The sequence below is a fragment of the Cloacibacterium sp. DMC96 genome (genome assembly GCF_056313765.1).
The window spans coordinates 231,191-245,020 of the sequence record NZ_JBQUZQ010000001.1 but is presented as its reverse complement, the minus strand read 5'-3'; the positions used below and the strand labels follow the sequence as shown (position 1 = coordinate 245,020).

The following is a 13,830-nucleotide window of genomic DNA, read 5'->3' as shown; positions in this document are numbered from 1 at the left end:
TTATTATAATTCTTTTCTCAATCTTGCGACTGGAATATTGAGTTGTTCTCTGTATTTTGCGATGGTTCTTCTGGCAATGTTGTATCCTTTTTCCTTCAAAACATCTACCAAAGCGTCGTCTGTCAATGGTTTTCTTTTGTCTTCATGACTGATGACTTCTTGCAAATGGTTTTTAATTTCCTTGGTCGAAACTTCTTCGCCATCATCATTCGTCAATGAATCTGAGAATAAATTTTTAAGCAAAATAATTCCACTTGGTGTGTCTGCATATTTGCTTTTTACCACTCTAGAAATCGTAGAAATATCAAATCCTGTGATATCTGCTACGTCTTTCAGAATCATCGGTTTGATGTTTTTTTCATCTCCGGTTAAGAAATATTCTTTCTGTAATTTCACAATTGCAGAAATGGTTTGCATCAGCGTATTCTGTCTCTGATTAATGGCATCTATGTACCATTTTGCAGCATCTAATTTTTGTTTGATGAAAAGTGCGGCTTGTTTATGTTCCGCAGAATTTTTATCATGAGAATAGGTGCTTAAAATTTCTTTGTATTCCTCAGAAACTCTAAGTGTAGGTGCATTTCTACTGTTCAGAAGCGGTAAAACTTGTCCATCTTTTATTTGAATCACAAAATCTGGAATAATTTCTTGATTGATGGTGATGGTTTGTGTATCAAAATTCCCACCTACTTTTGGAGATAATTTAGAAATCACTTCCAGTGCATCTTTTAAATCTTCCTCTTCTATATCATATTTATTGATTATTTTGCCGTAATGTTTATTGGTTAAAGCATCAAACTGATGTCTTAAAATATTACCCGCTAAAATCACTGATTGATCTCTGCTTACTTTTTTCTCAATTTGCAATAAAAGACATTCCTGTAAATCTCTCGCTCCTACTCCAGCTGGATCAAGTTTTTGAACATAATTTTCTAGAATTTCCTTTACTTTTTCTTGAGTGGTATAAATCCCTTGCGAAAAAGCCAAATCATCTACAATAGCTTTAATCTCACGTCTCAAATATCCATCATTATCTAGATTTCCGATGATATACTCTGCAATTTTCAGGTCTTCATCATCTATACTAGACAAGTGGATTTGCTCCATCAAATAATCATACAAAGACTGTCCTTCTGTTAATAAACTTTCGTTATCAAAATCTTCGTCATCTGCAGAAAAATTGCTAGAAGCGGTTTTATAAGAAGGCTCATCATCATACAAATATTCATCTACATCAAAATCAGTATCTATGCTTTCGCTTCCTTCACTTTCGTAATCCGAGTCTAAACTGCTAAAATCGTCCTCATCACCACTGTCTTCTTTAACGACTTCCAAGGCAGGATTTTCTTCTAACTCACGCTCTAACTCTTCCTGAAATTCTAGCGTGTGAAGCTGTATCAACTTCATCAACTGAATTTGCTGAGGAGCTAATTTTTGTCCTAATTTTATTTGTAGGTTTTGTTTGAGCATTGCTTATTATTTAGAAATTCAAAATTATCAATTTGAATTTTTGGAGTGTTATATTTTTAAAAATTATTTTTATAAAATTTATTTATCGGTTTTTCTTTTGATGGTATGTTTAAATTTCAATACCGCAAAATTGAGTTCTACGGTGGTTTCTGTATCTGTCGTTTTCATTTCTTCTCCCAAAATATCCGAAATAATTTCACCACTTTTCTGCATCAAAGATTTTTGTTCACTTTCATCTTTCACTTCTGCCAATTCTGAAACAGTACGAGATAATTCTCTAATTTTTGTAAACGTTTCAATAATAGCGATGGTCGTTTGTGTTGCTTTTTGACTTTTCAAAATCGTAGCCAACATATATAAACCCTTTTCTGTAAAAGCTTTTGGCAAAACTCTAGATTTTGACGACCATTTTGTGGTCGAAAATTTCGACCGCAAATCTTCAATCTCTGTTTTGTCAATCTCTAAAATATATCCATGCGGAAATTTTTCAGGATTGTTTTTTACCGCTTCATTTATTCTTTTAGTTTCTACTCCATACAATTCTGCTACATCACTATCGATAATTACTTTTTCATTTCTCAAGGTAATTATCTTTTCCTCGATGTTGTTAAATTTTATAAGCATTTGGTTATTAGTTTTTCTGAAATTTTAAGGCGGTAGATTAAAAAATATCTAGACACAACCTTAATTTTCCTTAAAACTCAGCGTTTTTCGGAGTTCTAGGGAAAGGAATTACGTCTCTAATATTAGTCATTCCCGTTACGAAAAGAATTAATCTTTCTAGACCTAAACCGAAACCAGCATGCGGAACAGAACCGAATTTTCTAGTATCCAGATACCACCAAAGTTCATGTTCATCTACATGCATTTCTTGCATTTTAGTTTTCAAAACATCTAAACGTTCTTCTCTCTGTGATCCTCCGATAATTTCGCCAATTCCTGGGAAAAGTACATCCATCGCTGCAACCGTTTTCCCATCCTCATTTAATCTCATATAGAAAGCTTTAATTTCTTTAGGATAATCAAATAATACTACTGGAGATTCAAAATGTTTTTCTACCAAATAACGTTCGTGTTCAGATTGTAAATCTGCACCCCATTCTTCAATTGGGAACTGGAATTTTCCTTTTTTATTTTCTTTAGAATTCAATAAAATTTCGATGGCTTCAGAATAAGAAACTCTCATGAAACGTTTTTTGATTACGTTTTCTAATTTTTCTATCAAACCTTCTTTTGCTCTATCTTTTTCTGGTTTTTGTTTTTGTTCTTCGGCGAATCTTTGGTCTAAAAATTTCAAATCATCTTTGCAATTTTCTAGAACATAACCGATTACATATTTCAAGAAATTTTCAGCCAAATCTATATTGTCTTCCAAGTTATTGAAAGCCACTTCTGGTTCTACCATCCAGAATTCTGCCAAGTGTCTTGTAGTATTAGAATTTTCTGCACGAAAAGTTGGGCCAAAAGTATAAACTCTTCCCAATCCCATCGCTGCAGTTTCAGCTTCTAACTGACCAGAAACCGTCAAATTGGTTTTTTTACCAAAGAAATCTTGTGCAAAATCGATGTCACCGTTTTCATCTCTTGGAATTTGGTTTAAATCAAAATTCGTCACTCCAAACATTTCACCAGCACCTTCTGCATCAGCACCTGTGATGATTGGCGTGTTCATGTAGAAGAAATGATTTTGGTTAAAGAACTGGTGAATCGCAAAACTTACGGCACTTCTCACTCTGAAAACCGCCCCGAAAAGATTGGTTCTGAATCTAAGATGCGCCTGCTCACGAAGAACTTCAAGTGAATGTTTCTTTGGCTGAAGAACAGTTTTTTCCATTTCTTCAGAGAAATTATCGCCAAGAATTGTAATTTTTTTTGCAATAATTTCAATATCTTGACCTTTTCCTTCACTCTCTACTACCTCACCGGTAATTTTAAGTGAAGAAGCAGTTTTAATATTTTTGATGATTTCTTCGTCGAAATTTTCGAAATCTACTACAATCTGAATGTTGTTTATCGTAGAACCGTCATTCAATGCAATGAAACGGTTAGAACGGAATGCTCTCACCCAACCTTGAATGGTAATATCGTGATGTAAAAGTTTTTTATAATCTCCTAAAATTTCTTTAATGGTCTTCTTACTCATGACTTCATAATTATTCAGCAAAAATAAGAAATTTTGGCGTAATTTTTGATGTAACGCGGAGATTTTTACGGTTTTAAAAATTAGTTTTCGAAAAGAATAATTTTATTGCTCGTCATTCTTGGCAGGCGTCAAGAAAACATCCATCAAACCTTCTGGCAATTGCATTTTGATAAATTTTTCTTCACGGTTTACTTCTAGAATCCAGTCTTTGATAATCGGAATAATGATTTCTTTGTCTGCTAATTTTAGAATAAAGTAATGCTGTGCAGTTTGGTCGTTTATTTCTACAATGTTTCCACAAGATTTACCATCTTCTTCTCTGATTTCATACCCAATGACTTCGTGATAATAAAATTGATTTCCTGAAAGTTTAGGCAAAGTAGAAAGTGGTAAAAAAACATTTTTGCCAATAGATTGTTCTACCAATTGTTCAGAAGAATTCTTGAAAGTAATGATTTTAGAGTTATCATTTCCCCATTGTTGCTTTTCCACAAAAAAAGGCACGAGAAGTCCGTTCACTTCTACAAAAATCCCTTCCAGTTTATTGTATAATTCTGGTTGGTCTGTATCTAGTTTTATGATTACATTTCCCTTTAGACCGTGTTTTCTGGTAATTTTTCCTAAAAAATAGCAATCTTCTTTTTTCATGGGTTGATATTTTTAAATTTTTAAAAACCAAAAGAATTTTATTTGGTTTTATGATGCAAATATACTTTGTTTTAAAAGAATAAAGACGCAATAAATTGCGTCTTTAGTACATTTTATTTCTAAAATTGTTATGCTTCTGCTTCAGTTCCTTCAGCTTCAGCAGCTGGAGTTTCTTCAGTAGTTTCTTCAGCTACAGGTTCTGCGTTTGCAGCTTCTTCAGCAACTTTAGCATCTGCTTCTGCTTGAGCAGCAGCAGCAATTCTAGCTTCGTTTACTTTAGCTTCAGCTTCTAGAGCAGCTTTTTTAGCAGCTTCTTTAGACTGAGTTAAACCGTCTTTTTTAGCGTTTACAGCAGCTTCTTTAGCTTCTAACCAAGCGTTGAATCTTTTTTCAGCTTCAGCTTCGTCGAAAGCACCTTTTGCTACACCACCTTGTAAGTGTTTTTTGTATAAAGCACCTTTGTAAGAAAGGATAGCTCTAGCAGTATCAGTTGGTTGAGCACCATTGTTTAACCATTTAACAGCTGAATCTACATCTAGTTCAATTGTTGCAGGGTTAGTAATTGGATTGTAAATTCCTAATTTCTCGATGAATCTACCATCTCTTCTTGCTCTAGCATCTGCTACTACGATGTGGAAAAAAGGTTTTCCTTTTTTACCGTGTCTTTGTAATCTAATTTTTACTGACATATTGTTGTGAATTTATGGGAACTCGTCCCTGTTAATATTTTTAAGTGTGCAAAGATAGTAAAATATTTTGTTTCAAAAAAATTTTGACTGGTGTTTGTTACTGGAAGATGGAACTTAAATTTTCCCTAAATAAAACAATCCGAAACAACGCTGATTTTCTTCTAAATTTAAAAACCCGCCTAGATGATTTATCACTGTATGAGAACTCCAATAACAGCCTATTTGATTTGCTGTACAGGTTAAATACATATTCTGAACCGCCATCGAAGTCGCTGCAATTTCTTCCCACTCTGGAAGCAAACCACTGAAATTTACAGAAATGGTAACAACGGTGTCTGTTTTGGCAATTTTATCAGCAAAATCAAGATATTTTTTCTCTAAAAACAAGTGTTCTAGGGTTGTTTCTTTATAAATTTTCTGAATTTCTTTTGCCAGTTGCTGTTTTTCTTCTCCTCTGAAAACACGGAATCTCCAAGGTTTTGTTTTCTTGTGATTGGGCGCAAACTGTGCAGAATTTAAAATTTCATCTAATATTTCCTGAGAAATTTCTTCACCAGTATAATCTTTGGGATACGTACTTTTTCTGCTTTCTATGATTTGTTTTAAAATTTCTGGATTGTTCATTTTTTTTTTAAAATCTATTAAGTTTTGGCTAAAGCCAAATTGAATGATTGATTATTATTAAGCGGACTAAAGTCCGCCCCTATTGATATTTGACAAAACTAATTAAATAATTTTTTCAATTTTTTGGTGAATTCTATTGAGAACAAATTCTTCGCCTTCGGTTTTGCCCAACATGATTTTAGCCATCGGACTTTCTTCTGAAATCGCATAAAACCGATCGCCTTCATAAAAAAACTCGCCAAGAGAAACCGAAAGATAAAACCTAGCTTTATTGGTAATGACCAGCGAACCGAGTTTTACTTTATCCGAAGAATGATGAAGCACCTGATTCATTTTCTTTTGCATGGTTTTTAGGGCAAACATTTGTTTATCTAAGTGATAAATTTCTTCTTGCATTTCTTCCCTTATCGAATCATACTTAGACGTTTTTTTGACTTCCCTCGTTGCTTCCAAAGTAAAATTAAGATAAAACTCCAGCGTTTTTATCTTCCCAGAAATCATGTCTTTCACAAAATTCCTCAGTGCAGTTTTATCATAATCTTTGACCAGCATCTTCATTAAAATATTCAGCGAAGATAAAATTCTCTTTTGAAATACCGAAAAATAAAAAAACGGGAAATTTCCCGTTTTTAATATTTCTAAAATTTTTACATTAAGGTTTTTCTGAAAGTTTTTTCAAATTTTGAAGCCCTTCTTCATACGATTTACCCATCCAGTAATCCATCATTGGTTTCATGAGATTAGAAGGATATTCCATTTCTGCATCTAATGTCCAAACCACTTTTGTAGCATTTCCTTCTTGTGTTAATACAATATCAGAAGTGGCTTCACCTTGACCTTCAAAAGCCATTTTAGTACTTTGTTTCTGATTCGGAACAAGTGCCGTAATTTCTTGGCAGCCATTTCCTACATCTTTTTTCTCACTTTTCCAGCAATGTTTATCGCCTACTTGTCCAGAAACTCTAGAGTAAGTAGATTGCAACTGCGGGTCTAATTTCATCCAAGGATTCCATTCATTAAATGCTTTCATAGAATTGAGATGTGAATACACTTTTTCTGCAGGAGCATTAATGACAATCGATTTTTCATAGTGGTATTTTTCACCAATAACGAACATGGCAATCACCAAAACGGCTAGAATTACCAAAAGGATTTTCAAAAACTTTTTCATAGTGTGAATATTTTCAGTGTTTTAACAAAGATAATAAAATGAACTAAATCAACATTTGTTATAGAAAAATGAACTAAATTTGAATAGCTAAACTCAAAAACCATGAAAAAATCTTTTTTAATAGTTGTTTGCTTATCTATATTTTCCAATATTTTAGCACAAAAAACAAATCCCATCCTATTTTTTGATCTTGGGTTAGGATACGCTAAAGAAATTAACAATTCTGGCGGCATTATACAATACGGAAGCATCAATTATGAAAAGAATAAAAATTTATTTACAGCCAGATATTCAGAGTTTAACCAATTAAGCGTAAAAGCTATCCCAATCACTCCTGTAACACCAATTCCATTCCCTTCAAGTGATTTTAAAAACACGGAAGTTGGTATTTTATACGGAAGAAGATTCATAGAAGACAATTTTGCGTACAGTTTTTCTGTAGGAATTTCTACCAACAAATATGAAATTTATAAGAAAGATGATTATGACAAAACCTATACAGAATCAAAAAATTACGCAGGTTGTCCATTTGAAATTTCTATAAAATGGTTCAAATCGGAAAAAAGTCCTTATAGAATTTATGAATTAATTCCTGTAGGCAAACCTACTGCTCTAGGGAACAGTGTAGGCTTTAAATTTTTAGGAAATATTTCTAAACATAGTTTCATGGGAATTGGGCTAGATTTTGGGATAGGTTATCATAAAGAATATTAGTATTTTTGTTAAAATTTTAGAAATGACAAATTTACTCTTACAGAAATTTAACACCCAATATAATTCAGCTCCATTTGCAGAAATAAAAGAAGAACATTACTTACCTGCATTCAAAGAACTGATAGACCAATCTTTGCAAGAAATACAAGAAATTTCTCAAAATCCTGAAACGCCTACTTTCGAAAACACCATCGAAGCATTGGCTTATTCTGGCGAACAATTAGATGTGGTTTCTAATATTTTCTTTAATCTAAATTCTGCCGAAACCAATGACGAAATTCAACAAATCGCACAAGAAGTTTCGCCTTTATTGACCGAATTTGCTTCGAAAATTTCGCAAAACGAACAACTTTTTTCAAGAATTAAAAAAGTGTACGACGAAAAAAACCATTATTCACTCAACGAAGAGCAAAAAATGCTTCTAGAAGAAACCTACAAAGGTTTTGTAAGAAATGGAGCATTGCTGAATGACGAGAAAAAAGAACAACTCAAAAATATTAATATTGAGCTTTCTAAAAAATCTTTACAATTCGGACAAAACGTTTTGGCAGCGACCAATCAATATTATAAACACTTGACCAACAAAGAAGATTTAGCTGGAATTCCAGAGGCAATTCTTGCGCAATATGAAGAAGAAGCAAAAGAAAGAAATCTAGAAGGTTATGTGATTACGCTACAATTCCCGAGTTTACTTCCTGTACTTACCTATGCTGAAAATCGTGAATTGAGAAAGGAATTGGCAATTGCAAACGGAAAAAAATCTTTTGATGGTGGTGAATTTGACAACCAAAATCTCATCAAAGAATTGGTACAACTTCGTCAAGAAAAAGCGCAATTATTAGGCTACAAATCTTTTGCAGATTATGTTTTAGAAGAAAGAATGGCAAAATCTCCACAGAAAGTGTTAGAATTTCTGAATGAATTGCTTACTAAGGCAAAACCTTTTGCTCAAAAAGATGTGGAAGAGCTTTCCGTTTTAGCAAAAGCTGATGGAATTACAGAAATGCAAAGTTATGACCACGCTTATTATGCCGAAAAACTCAGAAAACAAAAATTTGATTTCAATGATGAAGAATTGAAACCTTATTTCCAGTTAGACAAAGTGCAAGAAGCAGTTTTCGGGTTAGCAGGAAAACTTTTCGGGTTAGAATTTGTAGAAACCAGTGATGTTCAAAAATATCACGCTGATGTGAAAACGTATGAAATTTTTGAAAGATATGAGATACAAGATACGAGATATGAGATTGAGAATGTAGAATCACTCGAAACTCTAAACCCGGAACTCGGAAAACAATTTAAAGCATTGCTTTACGCTGATTATCATCCAAGAAAAGGAAAAAGAGCAGGAGCATGGATGACGAGTTTTAAAAATCAATACATCAAAAATGGTGAAAACCACAGACCGCATATTTCTGTAGTTTGTAATTTTACCAAACCTACCTCAGAAACACCTAGTTTACTGACTTTCAACGAAGTCACCACGCTTTTCCATGAATTCGGGCATGCTTTGCACGGTGTTTTGGCAAACACTCAGTATCCAAATCTTTCAGGAACTTCTGTGAAATGGGATTTTGTAGAATTGCCTTCACAATTTTTAGAAAATTACTGTTACGAACCAGAATTTTTGAAAACATTTGCAAAACATTATCAAACGGGTGAAGTTTTACCAGATGAAAAAATTCAGAAAATAGAAGATTCTAAAAACTTTATGGAAGGCTATCAAACCTTGAGACAACTCAGTTTCGGAATTTTGGACATGTCTTATCACGCCGAAAACGTAAAAGTAGAAGATGTAAAAACCTTTGAAACCGAAACCATCAAAGCGACTCAAGTTTATCCTACTCTATCAGAAACAGCTGTTAGCACAAGTTTTTCACATATTTTCCAAGGAGGATATTCTGCGGGATATTATTCTTACAAATGGGCAGAAGTTTTAGATGCAGATGCTTTTCAATATTTCAAAGAAAACGGGGTCTTTGACCCTTTAATTTCTAAAAAATTTAAAACGTTGCTCGAAAGTGGCGGAACAAAAGACCCAATGGAATTGTACAAAAATTTCAGAGGAAGCGAACCGAAAGTAGAAAGTTTATTGAAGAGAGCTTTTGGTTAATGGAAAATGGAAAGTTGAAAATTGAAAATTGAAAATGACAACCCATCTAAAATCTAAAATCTAAAATTTGAAAAATCTTTGTCTTTGTTGTTCAGGAAAATTGTACGAAGAATGCTGCGATCCGTTTCATTCTAAAAAAGAGTTTCCAAAAACTGCGGAAGAATTGATGCGTTCTCGTTATGCTGCATTTGCCATTCCGAATGGAGAATATTTATGGCAAACCACATTGCCTAGCAAAAGAAAATTCCATGACAAAAGTGAATTGGAAGCTTGGGGAAAAGAAAACACTTGGACAAAACTGGAAATCATCAATTCCAGCGAAAAAGAAGTAGAATTTAAAGCCTATTTTACAGATAAATTCGGGAAAGAAAATATTCATCATGAGTTATCTACTTTTAAAAAGGTAGATAAAAAATGGTATTATGTTTCGGGGAAATTTTTAGATTAAAGTAAACCTTTTTTCTTCTTTTGTCTCAAAACATAGAGATAAAGACTTTCCACTTTTTTCCTTGCCCAATCTGTTTTTCGTAAGAATTTAAGCGAAGAATTGATGCTTGGATTTTCGTTGAAACAACGAATGTTTATTTGCTTTCCCAGTTCCTCGAAACCATTGTAATAATCTACCAATTCTTCGAGAATGGCATCTAATCTTTTCCCATGTAAAGGATCTTTAGAATTCTGTTCCATGTTATAAAATAAAATCCCGAAAATTTCGGGATTTTTTATTTTAAAAATTTATTTTAAAGTATAATTTCAAAAATAGATTAGAAATTAGTGACCAGAGTTACCATCAATTCCGTGTGCATGTCCATGCGCTAGTTCTTCTTCAGTAGCTTCTCTGTGATCTACGATTTCTACATCGAAATATAAAGTTTTTCCAGCCATTGGATGATTAAGGTCTGCTACTACCACTTCTGGAGTAACTTCTATCACTACTGCTTGAAAATTATTTCCTTGATTGTCTGAAAGTGGAAGAATTGCACCAACTGGTGGCATTCCTGATTCATTGAACATTTCTAATGGCAATTGTGCTACTGCTTGAGGATTTCTTTCGCCGTAACCTTCTGCTGGCAAAATAGTAAAAGAAGCTTTATCGCCAGAAGTTAATCCTTTGATGCTTTCTTCAAATTTTGGAATCATCATTCCCACTCCATATAAAAAAGTAAGCGGATTTCCCGCATCTGATTTTTCTACAAGAACTTTTTCGTTATTTTCTCCATCTGTGTGAAGAATGTAGTTTAATGCAACTACGTGTTTGTTGTCTATTGTCATAATATTTTTGATTTTAGAGAATCTCTCTTTTTTATTCTATTGGCGTCAATTTTCTTGCCTTTGGAGAAAATAAAACTTTTAACTGTCAAATTGACCGGTTTCACAAAAAACTCTTATCTAAATTGAACCAATAAATCTTTCAAAAAAATTAATTCTTTAGAATTCGACCAAAAAAGTTCTTTTCTATCAATTATTGTGATATTTCTTTTGATTTTACCGCTTCATTTCTAGCTTTTGCCAACATAGGAATCGAAATTAATCCCATCACTAGCATAATCACCAATTGCATGGTATGAGAAATAAAAGCATAGCTTAATCCTACTTCACCACCCAATTTAGCATCTTTTCCCATAGAAAGAAATAGGGCAGAAATTCCGAGTTTCATGGCAAGGTGAAATGCTCCAATTCCGCCAGAAGCGGGAACCATCATTCCTAACGTTCCTACTACAATTAAGAAAAATCCGTCTGCAAATGTAAAACCTGAAGTTTCTGGCAATGCAAAACACACTAAATATGCCGCCAAATAATAAGAAATCCAAATCGCGATAGATAATATAATAAATTTACCTTTTTGCTTGAGTTTGAAAATGGTAGTTAACCCATGAAAAATCCCTTCTACAAATTCAATCACCTTTCCAATGAGAGGAAGATGGGTAAACTTGTCTTTGAATTTAAAAAAAATGAAAGTTCCTATAACCAAAACTGCGATTCCGCCAATGATATAGGTAGGATTTATTTTAATTCCAGATTTTTGGTAAAAAGTAATAATAGCGTCTTCTTTAAAAACCACTGTAAGAACCAAAAATCCTAACATACAGAATAAATCTACTACTCTTTCTAAAATAATGGTTCCGAAAGATTTATCTACGGGTACTTTTTCTACGCCATATAAAGCAGTAGAACGTGCTAATTCACCACTTCTAGGAATGGTAAGATTCATGAGATACCCGAAAGAAATCGTCCATAATGAATTAGAATTAGAAATCTGGTAACCCATCGGTTCTAATAGTAAATTCCAACGAACAGCTCTAAACCAATAGGCTAATAACCCGAAAATCATTGCGGCAAAAACCCAAAGATAATTGGCTTTAGCTAAAGAGGCTTTAATTTTTGTAAAATCTAATCCTTTTAATGCGAACCACATAAAAAGGGCTGCAAAAGCAATAGATACCAGTATCGTAGAAACTGTTTTAAGAGACGATGATTTTTTTTGATTTTCCAAAAGAATAGCGATTAAGTAAGAAGATTGGTTTTTTCGTCTGGGAAAATAATTTTCGGCTGGAAGTTTTGTGCTTCCTCTACAGACATTTGCGCATAAGAAATAATGATGATTACATCTCCTTTTTGCACTTTTCTAGCGGCTGGTCCGTTGAGACAAATTTCACCAGATTTTCTTTTACCTTTTATAACATAAGTATCAAAACGTTCGCCATTATTTACATTTACGATGTAAACTCTCTCTCCTACCACTAAACCTGCGGCATCAATAAGGTCTTCATCTACTGTAATACTGCCGATGTAATTAAGGTCAGAAGCAGTAACCGTAACACGATGAATTTTTGATTTAAAAACTTCTATTAACATGGCGCAAATTTAAAATAAATTAATTGATTAGTAAAGAATTATCTGAGATTTAAACAAATATAATATTTCGCCAAATTCCCTTTAAAAAAAGACATTTTAGCAGATAAACAAGTTAAACATTATATTTAATGACAAAAAAGAGGAAAAAAAATATCAAATTAACAAATTCATAATTTAGAAATTCCTTAAACGCTTATTTAAAAAACACTCTATTCAAAGCATATAAAAAGAATTTCAATGCTCGGAAAAGTCTATTCTGTGTGATAGATAAGAATTATCATTTTCTCGTTAATTTATAGAAAAAACTATAATTATTATTAATATTGTGAAAAAAATTTGCACAATATGAAAATTGTTATATATTTGTCTTACGTAACAAATTAACAATTAATATTTATAACTATGAACAAGTCTGAATTAATCGACGCAATGGCAAAAGATGCCGGTATTACTAAAGTTGCTGCTAAAGCTGCTCTTGAATCTTTCGTTGCTAACGTAACTGCTACTCTTAAGAAAAAAGATGGTAAAGTTGCTTTAGTTGGTTTTGGTACTTTCTCAGTAGCTGAAAGAGCTGCAAGACAAGGTATTAACCCTGCAACTAAAAAACCAATCAAAATTGCTGCTAAAAAAGTTGCAAAATTCAAAGCTGGTGCTGATTTAGCTGCTGCTGTATCTGGTGCTAAAAAGAAATAATTCAAATTATTCAAAAGAATTAAGCCTCACCTTTCGGTGAGGCTTTTCTTATGGAGCTAATCTTGATATTTTCCAATTGTAATTTTCATCAAGCTCATAGATAATTCTATCATGCAAACGGTTAGGTCTTCCTTGCCAAAACTCTATCTGATAAGGTTTTGCGATGAATCCACCCCAGTTTTTAGGTCTAGGAATTTCTTTTCCTTCGTATTCTTTTTCTAATGCTGCTAATTTATCTTCTAAATATTCACGATTAGGAATAACAGAACTCTGTGGAGAAACTGCTGCACCTAATTGACTTCCTCTTGGTCTTGAACCGAAATAGCCATCACTTAAATTCTCGGCCACTTTTTCTAAATCCGCTTTTATGATAATCTGCCTTTCTAAACCTGGCCAAAAAAAGTGAAGACAAGCCTTATTATTTTTTTGAAGAGCCTTCCCTTTTTTGCTATCATAATTGGTATAAAAAATAAAACCTTCCCAAGTATAAGCCTTTAGCAAAACCATTCTGGTTCTAGGGCAACCATCATCTTCTAGCGTAGAAATCGCCATCGCATTTGCTTCTGAAACAGAAGGACTTTCTTCTGCATCTAGAAACCAATCTCTAAACATTTCGATAGGATTTTCTTTAATTTCGCTTTCTAATAATTGTGACTTATCGTATACTTTTCTTTTATCATGAAGATTTTCCATCAAAATTTTTTTTTAAATT

Annotated in this window: 17 protein-coding genes; 4 read left to right on the top strand and 13 right to left on the bottom strand. The window is 33.0% G+C overall.

Translation table 11 applies throughout. The annotated features are described in order from the left end of the window. Positions 1-3: 3 nt before the first annotated feature. The 8 genes from rpoN to ACT53I_RS01095 all read right to left on the bottom strand — a co-directional run bounded on the left by rpoN (position 4) and on the right by ACT53I_RS01095 (position 6,745). On the bottom strand, positions 4-1,470 hold the full coding sequence (rpoN, locus tag ACT53I_RS01130) for an RNA polymerase factor sigma-54 (protein WP_476078053.1): 1,467 nt from the start codon (positions 1,468-1,470) through the stop codon (positions 4-6). Between the two features lie 78 nt (positions 1,471-1,548). Further along, entirely contained in the window at positions 1,549-2,094 is a 546-nt protein-coding gene (locus ACT53I_RS01125) for an ORF6N domain-containing protein (RefSeq protein WP_213188438.1), read from the bottom strand. Between the two features lie 70 nt (positions 2,095-2,164). Next, positions 2,165-3,613 carry an asparagine--tRNA ligase gene (gene asnS / locus ACT53I_RS01120; RefSeq protein WP_069798866.1) on the bottom strand — a complete coding sequence of 483 codons (1,449 nt, stop codon included), beginning with the start codon at positions 3,611-3,613 and terminating at the stop codon, positions 2,165-2,167. 102 nt (positions 3,614-3,715) lie between these two features. Further along, a complete protein-coding gene (gene rimM, locus ACT53I_RS01115) occupies positions 3,716-4,261 on the bottom strand; it encodes a ribosome maturation factor RimM (protein WP_274779883.1) in 546 nt (181 codons plus the stop codon). 128 nt (positions 4,262-4,389) lie between these two features. Further along, on the bottom strand, positions 4,390-4,950 hold the full coding sequence (locus ACT53I_RS01110; RefSeq protein WP_476078052.1) for a 30S ribosomal protein S16: 561 nt from the start codon (positions 4,948-4,950) through the stop codon (positions 4,390-4,392). A 114-nt stretch (positions 4,951-5,064) separates the two neighbouring features. Continuing rightward, positions 5,065-5,574, bottom strand: coding sequence for a nitroreductase family protein (locus ACT53I_RS01105; protein WP_476078051.1), 510 nt, complete (start codon positions 5,572-5,574; stop codon positions 5,065-5,067). Positions 5,575-5,676: 102 nt separating this feature from the next. Beyond that, positions 5,677-6,132, bottom strand: coding sequence for a hypothetical protein (locus ACT53I_RS01100; protein ID WP_476078050.1), 456 nt, complete (start codon positions 6,130-6,132; stop codon positions 5,677-5,679). Between the two features lie 94 nt (positions 6,133-6,226). Beyond that, a complete protein-coding gene (locus ACT53I_RS01095; RefSeq protein WP_476078049.1) occupies positions 6,227-6,745 on the bottom strand; it encodes an SRPBCC family protein in 519 nt (172 codons plus the stop codon). A gap of 102 nt (positions 6,746-6,847) precedes the next feature. Here ACT53I_RS01095 and ACT53I_RS01090 point away from each other — a divergent pair, with 102 nt between their 5' ends. The 3 genes from ACT53I_RS01090 (at position 6,848) to ACT53I_RS01080 (ending at position 10,017) form a co-directional block, all read left to right on the top strand. Then, positions 6,848-7,459, top strand: coding sequence for a hypothetical protein (locus ACT53I_RS01090; protein ID WP_104794303.1), 612 nt, complete (start codon positions 6,848-6,850; stop codon positions 7,457-7,459). Between the two features lie 22 nt (positions 7,460-7,481). After that, positions 7,482-9,569 carry a M3 family metallopeptidase gene (locus ACT53I_RS01085; protein WP_476078048.1) on the top strand — a complete coding sequence of 696 codons (2,088 nt, stop codon included), beginning with the start codon at positions 7,482-7,484 and terminating at the stop codon, positions 9,567-9,569. 67 nt (positions 9,570-9,636) lie between these two features. Then, positions 9,637-10,017, top strand: coding sequence for a YchJ family protein (locus ACT53I_RS01080; protein ID WP_476078047.1), 381 nt, complete (start codon positions 9,637-9,639; stop codon positions 10,015-10,017). Here ACT53I_RS01080 and ACT53I_RS01075 read toward each other — a convergent pair. The 4 genes from ACT53I_RS01075 to panD form a co-directional block, all read right to left on the bottom strand. Continuing rightward, a complete protein-coding gene (locus tag ACT53I_RS01075; protein ID WP_476078046.1) occupies positions 10,014-10,256 on the bottom strand; it encodes a VF530 family protein in 243 nt (80 codons plus the stop codon). The genes ACT53I_RS01080 and ACT53I_RS01075 overlap by 4 nt on opposite strands. Positions 10,257-10,340: 84 nt before the next feature. Continuing rightward, complete coding sequence (locus ACT53I_RS01070; protein ID WP_476078045.1) at positions 10,341-10,841, bottom strand: FKBP-type peptidyl-prolyl cis-trans isomerase; 501 nt, start codon at positions 10,839-10,841, stop codon at positions 10,341-10,343. A gap of 190 nt (positions 10,842-11,031) precedes the next feature. Beyond that, entirely contained in the window at positions 11,032-12,063 is a 1,032-nt protein-coding gene (locus ACT53I_RS01065; protein ID WP_476078044.1) for a lysylphosphatidylglycerol synthase transmembrane domain-containing protein, read from the bottom strand. An 11-nt stretch (positions 12,064-12,074) separates the two neighbouring features. Beyond that, on the bottom strand, positions 12,075-12,425 hold the full coding sequence (panD, locus tag ACT53I_RS01060; RefSeq protein ID WP_069798631.1) for an aspartate 1-decarboxylase: 351 nt from the start codon (positions 12,423-12,425) through the stop codon (positions 12,075-12,077). 402 nt (positions 12,426-12,827) lie between these two features. Between panD and ACT53I_RS01055 the strand changes: the two genes are divergently transcribed. Continuing rightward, the gene (locus ACT53I_RS01055) at positions 12,828-13,118 is read left to right on the top strand and encodes an HU family DNA-binding protein (RefSeq protein ID WP_069798629.1); all 291 of its coding nucleotides are present in this window, start codon (positions 12,828-12,830) and stop codon (positions 13,116-13,118) included. 48 nt (positions 13,119-13,166) lie between these two features. Here the strand turns inward: ACT53I_RS01055 and pdxH are convergent, their stop codons facing one another. Then, entirely contained in the window at positions 13,167-13,811 is a 645-nt protein-coding gene (gene pdxH, locus ACT53I_RS01050) for a pyridoxamine 5'-phosphate oxidase (protein ID WP_476078043.1), read from the bottom strand. Between the last annotated feature and the right edge of the window lie 19 nt (positions 13,812-13,830).

What these genes read in the sequence shown, in the direction of transcription:
- rpoN (WP_476078053.1), bottom strand. Translation starts at nt 1,470, where the DNA reads ATGCTCAAACAAAACCTACAAATAAAATTAGGACAAAAATTAGCTCCT.
- ACT53I_RS01125 (WP_213188438.1), bottom strand. Translation starts at nt 2,094, where the DNA reads ATGCTTATAAAATTTAACAACATCGAGGAAAAGATAATTACCTTGAGA.
- asnS (WP_069798866.1), bottom strand. Translation starts at nt 3,613, where the DNA reads ATGAGTAAGAAGACCATTAAAGAAATTTTAGGAGATTATAAAAAACTT.
- rimM (WP_274779883.1), bottom strand. Translation starts at nt 4,261, where the DNA reads ATGAAAAAAGAAGATTGCTATTTTTTAGGAAAAATTACCAGAAAACAC.
- ACT53I_RS01110 (WP_476078052.1), bottom strand. Translation starts at nt 4,950, where the DNA reads ATGTCAGTAAAAATTAGATTACAAAGACACGGTAAAAAAGGAAAACCT.
- ACT53I_RS01105 (WP_476078051.1), bottom strand. Translation starts at nt 5,574, where the DNA reads ATGAACAATCCAGAAATTTTAAAACAAATCATAGAAAGCAGAAAAAGT.
- ACT53I_RS01100 (WP_476078050.1), bottom strand. Translation starts at nt 6,132, where the DNA reads ATGAAGATGCTGGTCAAAGATTATGATAAAACTGCACTGAGGAATTTT.
- ACT53I_RS01095 (WP_476078049.1), bottom strand. Translation starts at nt 6,745, where the DNA reads ATGAAAAAGTTTTTGAAAATCCTTTTGGTAATTCTAGCCGTTTTGGTG.
- ACT53I_RS01090 (WP_104794303.1), top strand. Translation starts at nt 6,848, where the DNA reads ATGAAAAAATCTTTTTTAATAGTTGTTTGCTTATCTATATTTTCCAAT.
- ACT53I_RS01085 (WP_476078048.1), top strand. Translation starts at nt 7,482, where the DNA reads ATGACAAATTTACTCTTACAGAAATTTAACACCCAATATAATTCAGCT.
- ACT53I_RS01075 (WP_476078046.1), bottom strand. Translation starts at nt 10,256, where the DNA reads ATGGAACAGAATTCTAAAGATCCTTTACATGGGAAAAGATTAGATGCC.
- ACT53I_RS01070 (WP_476078045.1), bottom strand. Translation starts at nt 10,841, where the DNA reads ATGACAATAGACAACAAACACGTAGTTGCATTAAACTACATTCTTCAC.
- panD (WP_069798631.1), bottom strand. Translation starts at nt 12,425, where the DNA reads ATGTTAATAGAAGTTTTTAAATCAAAAATTCATCGTGTTACGGTTACT.
- ACT53I_RS01055 (WP_069798629.1), top strand. Translation starts at nt 12,828, where the DNA reads ATGAACAAGTCTGAATTAATCGACGCAATGGCAAAAGATGCCGGTATT.
- pdxH (WP_476078043.1), bottom strand. Translation starts at nt 13,811, where the DNA reads ATGGAAAATCTTCATGATAAAAGAAAAGTATACGATAAGTCACAATTA.